The 13,887-nt window shown below is 66.8% G+C and carries 15 protein-coding genes; 1 reads left to right on the plus strand and 14 read right to left on the minus strand.

What is annotated here, in order from left to right; translation table 11 throughout:
• Window positions 1-127: 127 nt before the first annotated feature.
• From BKG60_RS02395 to BKG60_RS02435, 9 genes are all read right to left on the minus strand, one after another.
• The gene (locus tag BKG60_RS02395) at window positions 128-1,063 is read right to left on the minus strand and encodes a type IV toxin-antitoxin system AbiEi family antitoxin domain-containing protein (protein WP_075909143.1); all 936 of its coding nucleotides are present in this window, start codon (window positions 1,061-1,063) and stop codon (window positions 128-130) included.
• Between the two features lie 81 nt (window positions 1,064-1,144).
• Complete coding sequence (locus BKG60_RS31840; protein WP_075909144.1) at window positions 1,145-1,588, minus strand: hypothetical protein; 444 nt, start codon at window positions 1,586-1,588, stop codon at window positions 1,145-1,147.
• A 19-nt stretch (window positions 1,589-1,607) separates the two neighbouring features.
• Window positions 1,608-2,069 carry a hypothetical protein gene (locus tag BKG60_RS02405; protein ID WP_242671537.1) on the minus strand — a complete coding sequence of 154 codons (462 nt, stop codon included), beginning with the start codon at window positions 2,067-2,069 and terminating at the stop codon, window positions 1,608-1,610.
• Window positions 2,070-2,108: 39 nt separating this feature from the next.
• A complete protein-coding gene (locus BKG60_RS02410) occupies window positions 2,109-3,038 on the minus strand; it encodes an LLM class F420-dependent oxidoreductase (RefSeq protein ID WP_070946376.1) in 930 nt (309 codons plus the stop codon).
• A 73-nt stretch (window positions 3,039-3,111) separates the two neighbouring features.
• Window positions 3,112-3,735, minus strand: a complete 624-nt coding sequence (locus BKG60_RS02415) for a TIGR03085 family metal-binding protein (protein WP_070946353.1) — start codon at window positions 3,733-3,735, stop codon at window positions 3,112-3,114.
• Window positions 3,736-3,745: 10 nt separating this feature from the next.
• Window positions 3,746-4,294: a hypothetical protein gene (locus BKG60_RS02420; RefSeq protein WP_423213122.1), complete on the minus strand. Its 549-nt coding sequence runs from the start codon at window positions 4,292-4,294 to the stop codon at window positions 3,746-3,748.
• 76 nt (window positions 4,295-4,370) lie between these two features.
• A complete protein-coding gene (locus BKG60_RS02425; protein ID WP_070946355.1) occupies window positions 4,371-4,967 on the minus strand; it encodes a hypothetical protein in 597 nt (198 codons plus the stop codon).
• Between the two features lie 14 nt (window positions 4,968-4,981).
• Window positions 4,982-6,598 carry a long-chain fatty acid--CoA ligase gene (locus tag BKG60_RS02430; protein WP_341271957.1) on the minus strand — a complete coding sequence of 539 codons (1,617 nt, stop codon included), beginning with the start codon at window positions 6,596-6,598 and terminating at the stop codon, window positions 4,982-4,984.
• Window positions 6,595-8,079 (minus strand): WS/DGAT/MGAT family O-acyltransferase, encoded by a 1,485-nt coding sequence (locus tag BKG60_RS02435; RefSeq protein WP_075909158.1) that lies wholly within the window; start codon window positions 8,077-8,079, stop codon window positions 6,595-6,597. The genes BKG60_RS02430 and BKG60_RS02435 overlap by 4 nt, the downstream gene beginning before the upstream one ends.
• A 115-nt stretch (window positions 8,080-8,194) precedes the next feature.
• Here BKG60_RS02435 and BKG60_RS02440 point away from each other — a divergent pair, with 115 nt between their 5' ends.
• A complete protein-coding gene (locus tag BKG60_RS02440) occupies window positions 8,195-9,508 on the plus strand; it encodes a PucR family transcriptional regulator (RefSeq protein WP_075909146.1) in 1,314 nt (437 codons plus the stop codon).
• Window positions 9,509-9,524: 16 nt separating this feature from the next.
• Here the strand turns inward: BKG60_RS02440 and BKG60_RS02445 are convergent, their stop codons facing one another.
• From BKG60_RS02445 to BKG60_RS02465, 5 genes are all read right to left on the minus strand, one after another.
• Window positions 9,525-10,313, minus strand: coding sequence for an SDR family NAD(P)-dependent oxidoreductase (locus tag BKG60_RS02445; RefSeq protein ID WP_070185528.1), 789 nt, complete (start codon window positions 10,311-10,313; stop codon window positions 9,525-9,527).
• A gap of 23 nt (window positions 10,314-10,336) precedes the next feature.
• Window positions 10,337-11,185, minus strand: a complete 849-nt coding sequence (locus BKG60_RS02450) for an SDR family NAD(P)-dependent oxidoreductase (protein ID WP_070185529.1) — start codon at window positions 11,183-11,185, stop codon at window positions 10,337-10,339.
• 93 nt (window positions 11,186-11,278) lie between these two features.
• The gene (locus BKG60_RS02455; protein ID WP_075909147.1) at window positions 11,279-12,148 is read right to left on the minus strand and encodes an alpha/beta hydrolase fold domain-containing protein; all 870 of its coding nucleotides are present in this window, start codon (window positions 12,146-12,148) and stop codon (window positions 11,279-11,281) included.
• A 164-nt stretch (window positions 12,149-12,312) separates the two neighbouring features.
• Window positions 12,313-12,942 carry a TetR/AcrR family transcriptional regulator gene (locus BKG60_RS02460; protein WP_242671539.1) on the minus strand — a complete coding sequence of 210 codons (630 nt, stop codon included), beginning with the start codon at window positions 12,940-12,942 and terminating at the stop codon, window positions 12,313-12,315.
• A complete protein-coding gene (locus tag BKG60_RS02465; RefSeq protein ID WP_070185572.1) occupies window positions 12,923-13,768 on the minus strand; it encodes an oxidoreductase in 846 nt (281 codons plus the stop codon). The genes BKG60_RS02460 and BKG60_RS02465 overlap by 20 nt, the downstream gene beginning before the upstream one ends.
• Between the last annotated feature and the right edge of the window lie 119 nt (window positions 13,769-13,887).

Below are 13,887 nucleotides of genomic sequence, written 5' to 3' on the forward strand. Positions count from 1 at the left end.
CCCCGGGAAAGCCCGCACCACCTGGCGAAACAGGACAATCCACCCACGCCTACACCCGAAAACTACTCCCCAGCAACACAACTCGACATCAGACCAAGCCCACGCCCATTTCCACGCAAAATCCGGGCTAGGCGGCGCAATCGAGTCGGGTGAAGTCACATCCAGGCCCGCAAGGGTGGCCGTTTACGGCGATTCCGTGCCGCTGCAACACTCGAGCGACCTTGCCCGCGGTCTGACACGGCCGGTCAAAGACCTGCCCGTAGGAGAGCCTGACTGTCGAACGGCCGTCGACGGCAGCATCGAGATCGCGTTCGAAATCGGCATCACGCCTAATCGCGGAATTGTGATGGGCCTGGCCGTCGAGCTCGACGATGAGCTGGTCGCCGTACTCGGCATCGCGGTAGCAGACACCGACGGACGCCGCGGCCCGCTTCTGCCTCGTGGCCCGAGGCAAACCGTGCGGTCGCTCGACGCGAACGAGATAGCCGTGCTCAAGAACCGAGCAGGTGCCGTCGGCGATGTCGACCAACACCGCGCGTAACCACCGGCGACGGCGGACCCGTGCCCGAGAATCGAGCACTTGCAGCAGCCGATGGGCGGTGGTTCGCCGCGATTGGCAGGCGTTGGCCAGGACCGCGATGGCATCGAGTTCGGACGCGGCGCGGCACGCGACGTCGATCGCCGCCTCGTCGTAGCGCATCCGCGGTGGGCTGACGTTCCACAGCACTTTGTCCTCGAGGTGCGCGACACGGTGAATGCGGACTCCCGTGGGTTCAGCCAGTACTGTTCGGTGTCGCGAGACCGCGACGTGGACGGGCAACGCGTCGGCTCCCAGCGCCGATTCGAAGCACAGCGCCGCCGGGGCCGCGTAAAGCACTGCAGCCCAGGCGCGTTGCGACGACGTCAGCGGTCCGGTGTGGTCGACGTACACGCCCACGTGGACTCGGGCCCACTCATTGCGTCTGAGCAGTCGCCGGATCTCGTGCTCGCGCAGGCCCGCGCCCAAAGCCTGCTGACGCGAGATCACCCCGTCCTGTTGGCGAACCACGTTGCCGACGTCCACCAACTCGATACTCGTGGACAGTCGCGATGGCGGCCAGAAGCATTTCGAGGACCTGTGGATAACCGGCCGCGCCGAGCCTGGCTACGGATTGTCTCCGGCAGGCACAGTTGTCGTCGTCACCGGCGCAGTGGTGGTGGTTGTGGTCGGCGCGGTCGTCGTGGTCGTGGTCTCGGTTGTCGTCGTGGTCTCGGTGGTAGTGGGGGTCGTCTCCTCAACCGTGGTGGTCGGAACGACCGTCTCGGTGACGGTGTGGGTTGGGGCCGGGACAACCGGGGCTGACGTCGCGACCGATGTCGTGGTGGTCGATGTAGTGGTGGTGGTTGTCGTCGATGGGGAGTCCGACGAGAACAGTTGCACCAGGGCGTAGATGACCAACGCTGCGATGACCGCGCCGACGGCGCCCATGCCGATCAGTGCAGCGGGCTTGCGGTACCAGGGGACTGGCTCGGGAGCGGGCGGTTCGGCGTACTCGCCGTAGCTCGGGGCGTATTCAGTGGGCTCGTCGTCGTCGTAATAGTTCGACACTCGCCGATGGTAGGCGGGTTCAGCCGCCCGGCGGTGGATACAGCGTGCGTGTCACGTTGGTGCGCGGCCGGTGGCGCGTCGTGGTCGGGTACTCGCCGTAACCGGCGCTGCTCGACTCAGTTGTTGTGGTGGTGGTTGTCGTGGTTGTCGACGTGGGCGACGTCTCGGACGTGTCGGACGACGTGGTCGTGGTGGTTTCTGACTCGCCCGGCAAGCCGAACTCGGTGGTGACCGGGAGGCTGCTGCTGGTTGTCCGGGTCGTGGTGGACTTCGAGGTCTTCATCGAAGTCGACGTGTAGGTCGGCGGGACGAAATCGATCGGCGCATCTTCGGGCCCGCTCGAGCTGGTCAACGAGATCGCAGCCCACAGGACCAGGCCGATCACGGCGAGGGCGGCCGCGCTGGCCCCTGCGACTGCCGGCGTCGAGTGATGCCAGGGAGCCTCGGGAGGCTGCCCCTGGTCGTCGTCGTCACCGGTCACGGGCACCGATACTATGCCCGGCCTTCGAGCGCGTCTCGATCAGCTCAGTTGACGGACGACTTCACCCGCGAACAGCTCGAGGTGATCCAGATCGGACTGGTCCAGCATCTGCAGGTAAACCCGCTGTACTCCGGCCTCCAGGAAGGGTCCGAGCTTGTCGACGATCTCGGCCGGTGTGCCGACCAGTGGCGAATTGCTGCGCAGCTCATCGACCTCGCGGTTGATCGCGGCGGCCCGCCGGGCGATCTGCGGTTCGTCGCGGCCCGCGCACAGCACGAACGCCGCCGAGTAGGTCAGTGAGTCCGCGGCGCGTCCCGCCGAGGTCACCGCGTCGGCCACCCGCGCGAATTGGGTCTTGAGGGTGTCCAGGGGCACGAACGGGACGTTGAACTCAGCGGCGAACTCGGCCGCCAGCGCCGGTGTGCGCTTGGCTCCCTGGCCGCCGATGACGATCGGCAGCGTGGCCTGGGAGGGCTTGGGCAGCGCCGGCGAGTCGACGACGGTGTAGTGCTTGCCGGTGAAGTCGAACGTCTCGCCGACGGGCGCCTTCCACAGGCCGGTGAGGATGCGCAGCTGCTCTTCGAGCCGGTCGAAACGCTCGCCCAGCGGAGGGAACGGGATCGCATACGCCTGGTGCTCGGCTTCGAACCAGCCGGCACCAAGGCCTAATTCGACACGGCCGCTGCTCATTTCATCGACCTGCGCCACCGAGATGGCCAGCGGGCCCGGATGACGGAAGGTCGCGGAGGTGACCATGGTGCCCAAGCGGATCGTCGAGGTTTCGCGGGCGATGCCGGCCAGCGTCACCCAGGAGTCGGTCGGCCCGGGCAGGCCGTCACCGCTCATCGCCAGGTAGTGGTCCGACCTGAAGAACGCGGAGTAGCCGAGGGCTTCGGTGGCGCGGGCCACTGCGAGTTGGTCGGAGTAGGTAGCACCTTGCTGGGGTTCGACGAAGACACGGAAATCCACGCCCGCCAGCCTATCGGCCATCTCGAGTGGACGAGCAATTCCATGAGTGTGCCTGCCGGTACCACCCGGTGCGTTAGAGCCCGCGCTTGGCGCCGCGAAGCTTCGCGATCGCGTCGTCGTCGCCGCTGAAGGTCACCCGGGCCGGCTCTCGGCCGGCGGCGAACAGAAGCAACTCGCCCGGCTCTCCGGTGACCGTCACCCCGGGTCCGGTGCCGACGGTCGCCAATGTCTTGCCCGCCGGTGTCGTCAATGCCACCCGGACCGGGGACTTACCCATCGCCATCTTGGCCATCGTGGCGATCCCGCGGGACAGCGCAGACACCGTCGCATCGTCGAGATCTCTTGGTTCCCAGCCAGGTTGGGCCCGGCGTACATCTTCGTTGTGGATGAACATCTCGTTGACGTTGACCAGCGGGTCCAGCAGCTTGAACGGCGAATACAGCGGCGGGCCCGCGGCGATCTGATCGATGAGGGCGTCCCACTCGGTGCTTTCGGTGATCTTCTGCTGCACGCGCTCGGTGTAGCCGGCGAGCTGGGGCACCAGGATGCCGGGGGCGGCGTCGAGGCGACGCTCACGCACCACCAGGTGGGCGGCCAGGTCTCGGGCAGTCCAACCCTCACATAGGGTCGGGGCATCAGGACCCGCGGCCCGCATGGACTCGACCAGGGCGGCGCGTTCTTGCCGAGCGACAGTCATGCCGCCAACTCTAGAAGGTTTTCACTCCTTCGACAGCGATGAGCATGCCGTGACCGCTGGCGTCATTGCTGATCCGGGTGCCGTCCTCACTCGCATCGATGGTCCAACCCACTGCGCTGTACTTGCGATAGTCGAGGGTGACCACTGGAATGTCGCCCAGGTTGCCCACGACCCACTTGATCTGGCCGTCCGGGGTGAGCCTGACTCCGTTCGCCTGCTCCCCGTCGATCACCGGTGCGTCGGTGAAATCGGATTCGCAGCCGACGTCCTGCTTGGAGAGTTGGCAACGGGTCTTGCCGGATTTCGTCTCGATGAAAACGTATCCGTTCTCCGGCTCCAGTGGGGTGGCGCCGGCCGGCGCGTGGGAGGTGCTCGGTGGCGCCGAGGCCGTCGTGCTGGGCGAGGGTGCTGGGCTCGACCGGGTAGGCCGTGCGGTCGGGAAGCTGGGCTCGGTCGGCGATTGCGGGCTGGTGGCCGGCGTGCCGTCGATGCTCGACTGGCAGCCGGACAGCAGCGCACCCACAGCCAGCAGGCTGCCCACCGATCGCCAGGCCTTCACCGGGCCAAGGCTACGCATCGCGGGTGATCACGATGGGTTATGACGCGCCGAGAAGCGCAGCCTGCCCGATGCCCGGTCAGACGAGGAACGGGTTGTGCTCAGGCAGCGGTTTGATCAGCGGATCGAGCAGCTTCGCCGACTGCTCGACGGTGAGGACGTCAGCCGGGTCGAGCTGGATGAACTCCCGCGCGCTTTCGTCGTACTCCCAGACGTCCTCACCGACCAGCAGGCCGTTGTCGTAGGGCCAGATCATGTGCTCGGCGGTCTTCACCAGATAGGTGGCCTCGGGATCAGCGGCCATGCCCTCGGCGGCAAGGATGACGCCCGGAGTCTGCTGATAGATATACGACGTCGACACGATCATGTCATCGCTGATGGCCAGCTTCTCGTCATCGGCGTAGAAGATGCACTGGGCGGTGTCCTTCCAGGCGTGGTAGAGCCCCTTGACCGCCTCGGTGCCTTCCACGGTGACGGTCTTGCCGAGCATGTTGAAGTGGTAGACCGGTTTTTCGACGGTCATGTCCGGGGCGAAGATCTCCTCGTAGCGGCCGGCCATTTCCAGGTAGCGGTGCCGGTTGTAGGCGTGCAGCATGTAGAGGTGGCGGGGGTTGTCCGTCGTCTCGATCAAGCGCTCCACGGCTCGGTTGGTCTGGGTGATGTCGTAGCGGCTCATTTGTTGGTTTCCTTTCAGGCTGTGAGAAACATGGTTCGGAGTTCGGATTTCTTGAATTTGCCTGTGGCAGTGCAGGGAAGCGCTTCGACGAATTCGAATCGATCCGGCAGCTGCCACTTGGCGAAGTCCTGCGCGAGGTGGTCGCGCAGGGCCTGGGCGGAGGTGTGACCACCGTCGTGAAGCACCACCACGGCCAGCGGGCGCTCGCCCCAGCGCTCGTCGGGCACGGCGATCACGGCGGCCTGCGCGACGGCCGGATGCGACATCAGCTGGTTCTCCAGATCCACCGAGGAGATCCACTCGCCGCCGGACTTCACCAAATCCTTTGAGCGGTCGCAGATCCGGATGCTGCCATGCGGATCGATGCGCACCACGTCGCCGGTCCGGAACCAGCCGTCGGCGGTGAAGCTTTCCGCCCCGCGGCCACTGTGATAGCTGCCCGCCACCCAGGGTCCGCGCACTTCGAGCTCGCCCATGGCGGCGTCGTCCCACGCGATGAGATCGCCGTTCTCGTCACGACCCCGGATGTCGAAGAACGGGCTGGCGAGGCCCTGCCGCATGCGGTAGTCGTACTGCTCGTCCCGCTCACCCGCGTCGAGGTGCGCCGGCGCGCGGCACACCGCGCCCAAGGGAGCGGTTTCGGTCATTCCCCAGGCCTGCACGACGGTCAGTCCGTGACGGTCGAATCCTTCGAACATCGACCGCGGCACCGCCGCGCCCCCGACGATCAGCCGGTCCAGCTCGGACAAGTCCCACTTGCTCGGGTCGGCATCGAGCGCGGCGAGCATGCCCATCCACACCGTCGGGACACCGGCGGTCATGGTGACCCGCTCGCGGGCACACAAGTCGAGGACACTTTCCGGGTCCAGGCGCGGGCCAGGCAGGACCAGACGTGCGCCGGCCAGGGCGGCGGCGTAGGGCAGGCCCCACGCGTTGGCGTGAAACATGGGGACGACGGGAAGGACTGTGTCCCTGGAGGATACGGAGAGCTGGTCGGGCAGGGCCGCGACCAGTGAGTGCAGGGTCAGCGCTCGGTGCGAGTACACGACTCCTTTGGGACGGCCGGTGGTGCCCGAGGTGTAACACATCGCGGCGGCGCGCTGTTCGTCGAGCGCGGGCCAGACCATTGGTTCGGTGCCGGCGATCAGAGTTTCGTAATCGAGTGTTCCCTCGGGGACGGCCCCATCATGGGTCACCACGATGACATGCCGGAAGTCGTGCCCGGCGCGGAAGGCGTCGAAAATGTCCAGCAGGGACTCGTCGACGATGATCACCTGGTCGTCGGCGTCGCCGACGATGAACGCCAGCTCGTCGGGGAACAACCGGGGGTTGAGGGTGTGGATGACCGCGCCCATCGCGGGCACCGCAAAGTACGCCTCCAGGTGTTCGCTCTGGTTCCACAACAGCGTTGCCACCGGATCGCCCTCGCGGACACCCAAGGCGCTCAACGCATTCGCAAGGCGTCGGGCGCGGGCCGCGCATTCGCCGAAGGTGGTGCGCGTGACCGCACCGGAAGGGCGGCGCGACACGACGTCCGTGCCGCTGTGGAATCGTTCGGCGCGCTCGACGATGCTGGTGAGGGTGAGCGGGTAGTCGTCCATGCTGTTGCTGCCCAACATGTTTCCGGTCACGACTTCGCCTTCTTCGGGCTCGTGTCTTCGGTGGCGTTGCGCAGCTCTGCCAGACCGTCGCCGAGTGCGGCCAGGATCGGCCACGGATCATCGACCAACTCCCGGTCGACGACGATCCCGAACTCGAGCGAATCCTGGTAGCTCATCACGGTGATGTTGATGCCGATCCCGTCGAGCACTCCCGAGACCGGGAACTGGGCACGTTGTCTTGCGCCACCGAGATACAGGGGCGTCGACGGCCCAGGGACGTTCGAGATCATCGCGTTCGCCGGCTGATTGAGCCCGCGCACCCCGGCCAGGCGCGACAGGGATCGGGCGGCCTGGGCGAACAGGGCAGGCGGGATGAAGTGATTGGCGTCCTGCAACAGCGAGGCCGGCAGCGCGCGCTGTCGCTCCTTGGCGGCGTTCATCGCCTCGTTGATCCGGCGCACGCGCTCGACGGGATCGGGCTCATCGGTGGGCAGCTGGGTGAGCATCACCGAGACCCGGTTGCCGAAGGTGCCCTGTTGCTCGGGGGTTCGCACCGACATGGGGATGAAGCTCGCGAGGGGTTCTGCGGGAAGCTCGCCCTGCTTGTCGAGCCAGGACCGCAGACCCGACGCACAGATCGCCAGGACGACGTCGTTGACCGTGCAGCCGAGCGCGTTCTTGATCGCCTTGACCTCGGCCAACGGCATCGAGCCGAAAGCGACGCGGCGGTGCGGCGATACGCGGGCCTGGAACCGGGTCCGGGGAGCGGTGACGTCGCTGCCCCGCAGTGCGGCCACGGGGCTGCCGGCTTTCACGGCTCGCTTGACCAGCCGGCTGCTGCGCGCGATCGCCTTTACTCCGGGGAGATGCCGGATGGTCGGAACATCGTCGAGGTGGGGCAGCGCGGTCGGCCCGGCACGCAGAACCCGCAGTGGCTGGCCGGCCAGCCCGACCAGACCGCGGCCCAGCATCTCCACTTCGGACGGATACTTCTCGGCGACGATCGTGGGTGCAGCTTCGCGCTCACGTCCGGTGGTGTCGTCGAGCAGGATGCTCATCACCTCGGCACCGGACACTCCGTCGACCGCGGCGTGGTGCATCTTCGTCAGCACCGCGACCCCGCCGTCTTCGAGTCCGTGGATGACGTACACCTCCCAGAGCGGACGGGCCCGGTCGAGCTGGCGGCCGATGATCCGGGCCACCTGCTCGGCCAGCTGTCGCTCGTCGCCCGGTGTGGGCAGGGCCAGCTCGCGGACGTGGTACTCGATGTCGAAGGAGCCGTCGTCGACCCAGTACGGGTAGTCGAGGGAGAAGGGCACCTGGGCGAGCCGCCAGCGGAAGGTGGGCAGCAGGTGCAGGCGTTCGCTGATGACCCCGCGAACGAGGGCGGCGTCGAGCGGCTCGCCCGATGCGGTGTGGGAGTCGTAGATGCCGAGAACACTGACGTGCCCTTGGACACGGTCGTTTTCCATGGCCAGGAACTGCGCGTCGAGGCTGGTCAGTTGTCGCATGTGAAGATCGTCCGTCGGACGGGTCGGCATTCTCTTGTCTGCCTGCGCCAACGCCGCGCCTGGTGGTTGTCCAATTTGCCCACCGCCGGGCGGGAGCGGCGCTACGGTGCAGGGCATGGAGCCGGCCTGGGCGGGCGTGCACGATGACGAGCAACGACGAGTGTGGTCGGCGGTGTTGCGGCCGGCCGCCGCCGAACTCACCGAGCGGGCCCGCGAAATCTCAGCCGCGGTGAACGATTACACCCGGGCTCGGCTGGGCGATCTGCTGGTCAACGAGCAGGCTCTCGAGGTCAACCGGGCGAGTACCGAGGCCAGCATTCGCGACTTCGCGCAGGTGCTGTCGGCCGGCGAGGATCCGCTGGCGGCGGTGCAGCTGCAGTCGCCGACGCTCGATTACGCGCGCGACGGAGCGCAACACGGAATCCCGCTCACCACCCTCATGCGCAGTTATCGCCTCGCGCACGCCGCCACCGCGACTCATTTCAACGCGATTCTGCAGAACCACGCGGGCAGCGCCGAAGAGCTGCAGCTGGCTTCAGAGCTGGGGTCGGCGTGGATGTTCGCCTATGTCGACGCTGCGCTGTGCCTGGTGGAGGAGGTGTACACCGCCGAACGCGATCGATGGTTGCGCAGCGCCGCGGCCAGTCAAGCAGAAACCATCGCCACGATCCTGGCCGGTGAACCCATCGACACCGACGTGGCCACCCGGCGGCTTCGCCACGACGTCCGCCGGGTCCATGTCGCAGCGATCGCCTGGCTCGAATCCCACGAAGAAGGCCGCAATACGCAAGCCGTCCTCGAAGCGGCGATCCGCGATATCGCCTCCGCCATCGGCAATCAGAACCCCCTCGTGCATCCGCTGGGGATCCTGTCCACGGCTGCCTGGATCAGCTCGCACAGCCACATCCCGTCGAAAGTTTTGGACGAGTTGCGGTTTCGTACTGCGAAGGCGCCAGGCGTGCGGGTTGCGATCGGCGAGCCGGCTTCCGGAATCGGGGGTTTTCGGTCCAGCTACATGGAAGCCGTCGAGGCACAAAGGGTCGCACGACTGGCCGGCCGGGCCGTCGGCAGCGTCACCCGCTACGACAATGTGGCGCTGCGTGCCCTCGCGACCGCGAACGTCGACCAGGCGCGCGACTTCGTGCGACGCGAACTCGGACCGCTCGGGGCGACGGACGAAACCACCCGGCGGTTGGCCGCCACGGTGCGCGCCTATCTCGACGAGAATTGCAGTCGCGGACGAACAGCCAAGCGGCTCCACGTCCACGACAACACCGTCGCGTACCGGATTCGTCAGGCGGAGGAACTGTTGGGCAGGTCGTTGGAGCGGCGCACCCTCGAGTTGCGTGTCGCGCTGGCCCTGGCCGATGTGGTCGCCGAGACCTCCGATTCCGCAACGACGTCCGCTTCTCTGCGGCCGGCCAACTGACTGACCCACCCCCCGGTCACACCCGGCCGAGCATCGCGTCGCGCACCCGTCCGACGCCGGCGAGGCGCGCCAGGTCGCCGATCAGAACGGGTGCGACGGCACCGATTCCGGCGAGTAGCCGCACGCCGACCGAGGCGACCGTGGTCTCCGGGGTGCCGCGCTCGATGGCCCCGGCCACTGCCCGGGCGACATCTTCGGGTGAACTCGTGCCGAATCCTCGCGGAACGGTGACGCCGGTGTCCGCCAGCATCCCCGCATCGCGGATCGGGCCGGGAAAGATCGTGGAAACCCCGATACCGGTGCCGTGCAGTTCTTGTCGCAGGGCCAGGCCGAGGCCGCGTAGGCCCCATTTGGTCGCCGTGTAGACCGCGCCGTTCCCCGGTGTCGCGATGAGTCCGGCTCCCGAGGAGATGAAGACGATGTGGCCCTGGCCGCGGCGTTGCATCGACGTCACCGCCGCACGGGCAAGCGCCGCCGGGGCCAGCAGGTTGATACGCACGGCGTCTTCGATCTCGCTGTCGCTGAGCATCGCGAGGTCCTGTGGGATGCCGACGCCTGCATTGGCGACGAGGATGTCCACATCGCCTGTACGGTCCATCAGATCCCGCACCGCGTCCAGGTCGGTCAGATCTGCGGTCAACGCACGCGCGGACGGGCCGAGTTCACCGACCAGCTTTTTGAGCGCCAGCTCGCGCCGGCCGGTCACCGTGAGTGAGCACCCACGCCCGGCGAGTTCGCACGCGATGGCCCGGCCGATTCCACCCGTCGCGCCGGTCACCAGCGCGCTACGGCCCTTCAGTTGCATGTCACGTCCTCGGATGTGGTTGATTACTTGGATAATTCGGCGACGCGTGCCCCGAGCCACCGCGCCAGTGGCGGGGCATACCGTGAGAGCACATACATCACGTGCGCTTCGGCGGCGATCGGAGCGACCGCGCGGTTGCGGTCGACTGCGCGCAGGATGTTCTTGGCCACGCGCTCAGGGGTGTACCCGCGCTTGTGGTACGTCGATTCGAGATGTCTGCGCCGCGCGTCAACGTCCCCGCTGCCGCGGATGAGGCTGTTCTGCGTGATGGCGGTGTTGATGATGCCGGGACATATCGCGGTGACGCCGATGCCGTGGGGCTTGAGTTCCATGCGCAGCGCTTCGGACAAACCGAGTACTGCGAACTTCGTTGCGCTGTAGGCGGTCAGCTGCGGGTTGGCCAGGAGGCCGGCCGCCGAGGACAGGTTGACGACGTGTCCACCGCGACCCGCGTCGATCATGGTGGGCAGGAATGCGCTGCAGCCGTGCACCACACCCATCAGGTTGACGTCGATCAACCATTGCCAATCTTTACTGTCGGTGTCCAGGAATCCGCCCACCAGGCCGACTCCGGCGTTGTTGACCACCAGGTCCACCTGGCCGAAATATTCGGCGGTGGCGTCGGCGAATCGTGTCATCGATTCGGTCTCGGACACGTCCGCCCACGAGGTCAGAACCTGCGCACCGTGGGCGCGGGCTGCGTCAGCGGTGTCGGACAGGCCGGCCTCGTCGACGTCGCACAGGGCCAGGTGGGCGTGGCGCCGGGCGCACAACAGGGCCAGTTCGCGGCCGATACCGCTGCCGGCGCCGGTAATGACCACCACCCGATCGGTCAGGTCAGCGGTCTTGAATCGAGGTCCAGTTATGGGCATGCACCGACGCTATGGACACGGCGTGGCCGCCCGCTCGTGCCGATGAGCCAACGTGTGCGCGGCCGGTTGTCGCAACGCGCCAATCGGCCGCGTTCACCCCAGGTGCTGGACGAGATGGGCGGCAATGCGTTTCGTCGCGTCATGGGCGGTGGCCACCTCTGATCTGGTGAAGCCGTGGTCGATGCCCGGAAAACAATGGTGAGTGGTCAGGACACCCGCGTCGGACAATCGTGCCGCCAGCTCGTCGCCCTCGGGGCCCAGGGTGTCGAGGGCGCCGGTCAGAACCAACGTCGGCGGCATCGCGTCAGCGAGGTCGTCATCAAAGCGAGGAGAGGCCAGCGGTTCTCGTGAGCGGTCCGTATCCACTAGGTAGGCGTCGATCACAAGTCGTTGGATCCTTCGCGATATGCGCGGACGTGCCTTGCCGGAAGTGCGGTCGGCACGGCTGAGATCGACGACGGGAAACGCCAATACCGCCGCCCGCAAACTGATTTCGCCGGTGAGATATGCCTGCTGACACACGTTGATCGCGAGCTTTGCGCCGGCGCTCGCACCTGTCACCGATAATCGGGCCGCGTCCCAGCCGCGGCGGCCGGCCTCACTGCGTACCCACAACGCGACGTCGAAGCATTGTTGTTCGGCGACCGGGTATCGAACCTGCGGCGCCGTGGCGTAGTCGGCCAAGACGACCACTGCACCGGCCTCTGCCGCGATGTAGTGCGCGATGTACTCCTCTTGCCGTGGGTTGCGAACGATGAAGGCGCCGCCGTGTAGGTGCAGGTTGACCGGTGGCCCGTCCGCGCCGGCCTTGGCGAGCGGGGCATCAGGGTGCGGTGAGTAGATGAAACACCGGACCGCGCCGTGACGTGTCGCCACGTCGACGATTTCGGGCGGGTCGATCCGTTGGGTCGCGGAACCGAAACTGCGTGGGGTGGGTACGAGCGGCAGCAGGCGCTGGGCCACGTGCGCTGAGAGTCGTGCGCTTGCTCGCCGCGTTCTGCTGGACGTAGCTGTGTTCACTTCGCGGAACGGTAGCCAAGGCCGCTCGACGCCGGCTTGTCGCGAAGAGCTGAAAAGTGTGGTTGTCGTTGGTCGAGGACGACAGACGGCGATCTGGAGTGTTGCATTCAGCCGGTATCGCGCATCAACCCCTGCAGCGCTGTTTCGGCGAGCCGACGGGCGTGTGCCTCGGTGAGCGCGCAATGTCCGGTCAGCCGGCGGAAGATGAGTGGACCGAACAGGATGTCGATGACGTCGTCGATCGCGATGGCGGCGTCGGCATCACCGCGGGCCACACCACGCTGCCATAGCTCGGTGATCGCCGCACGCCGACCGCTGAGAAAGTACTCGCGGAAATATGCTGCGCCCGTTCGGTCCTCGACGCAGGCCGCGAGCAACTGGGCGAATACCTCGCCGCGAGCACCGGCGTAGAACGCCGATACACGTACCACCTGCTCGACGAGATCGCCTGCGGTGGTGCCGGTATCGGGCAGAGGCAGTGATTCGGCCATCATGGTGCCGAAGGCTTCGGCCGCGATGGCGGTCCGCGATGGCCAGTGTTTGTAGATGGTGGCTTTGCTGGCGCCGGATCGGGCGGCGATCGCGTCGACCGTGGCGGCAGGGTATCCGCCCTCGTCGAGCAATGTCGCGGTGGCGTCGAGGATGGACTGATGGACGCGGTCGCTGCGTGCGCCGGTGGGGCGGACGAAATCCTCGCCCGCCCCACCGGCTATCGCGTCAGCTCGCGGCGACATCATCGAAATCCGTTGATTCCGAGACGCTTCGCCATTGCGCGAGCTCGGTTTGCACGTGCGCGATCTTGCCTTCGACCGCCGCGATGGTGTCGTTGCCCAGCATCAGACGCAGTGGGGGCTGTTCGGCTTCGGCGACGTCGATGATCGCCTTGGCTGCCTTCACCGGGTCGCCCGGCTGGTCGTGATTGCGCTCTGCTGCAGCGCCGCGCATCTGTCCGGCGGGGCCGGTGGCGTAGTCGTCGATGATGTTGCGCTGGGTCTGCAGGCTCGACGAATCGAGGAAGTCGGTGCGGAAGTAGCCGGGCTCGACCACCATGACATGGACGCCGAGCGGCTGCAGTTCGGCGTGCAGCGCTTCGGAGAGTGCCTCGACGGCGAACTTGGTCGATGCGTAGACGCCCCAGCCGGGCGAGCCGACGAATCCGCCGACCGAGGAGATGTTGACTATGGTGCCCGCCCGCTGGGCCCGCAGCACCGGGGTGACGGCCCGGGTCACGGTCAGCAGGCCGAAGACGTTGGTCTCGTAGACAGCGCGTACCTCGGCGTCGGTGGCCTCCTCGACGGCTCCGAGCAGGCCGCGTCCGGCGTTGTTGATCAGTACATCGATCCGGCCGAAGCGTTCCACCGCGGCCTGCGCGGCCTGTTGTGCCTGCGCTTCGTTGGTGACGTCCAGGGCAACGGCGAGCACGTTGTCGTCCTCGCCGAGTGCGGCGGTGACGGCCGCGGCGTCACGCGCGGTGGCGACCACCTGGTGTCCGCGGGCCAATGCGTCGCGGGCGATCTGCAATCCGAATCCGCGGGACGCCCCGGTGATGAACCAAACGCTCATGTCTGTGACCACCTATTCTGAGTTATCTGAACTGTACGTTCAGTTTAGTTACGATGATGGCCTGTGCAACTGGGACGAGGCCGGGATTATTCCGACCGGCTGACACCGCCGGCCGAGTA

This window comes from Mycobacterium syngnathidarum (assembly GCF_001942625.1).
Taxonomy (GTDB): domain Bacteria; phylum Actinomycetota; class Actinomycetes; order Mycobacteriales; family Mycobacteriaceae; genus Mycobacterium; species Mycobacterium syngnathidarum.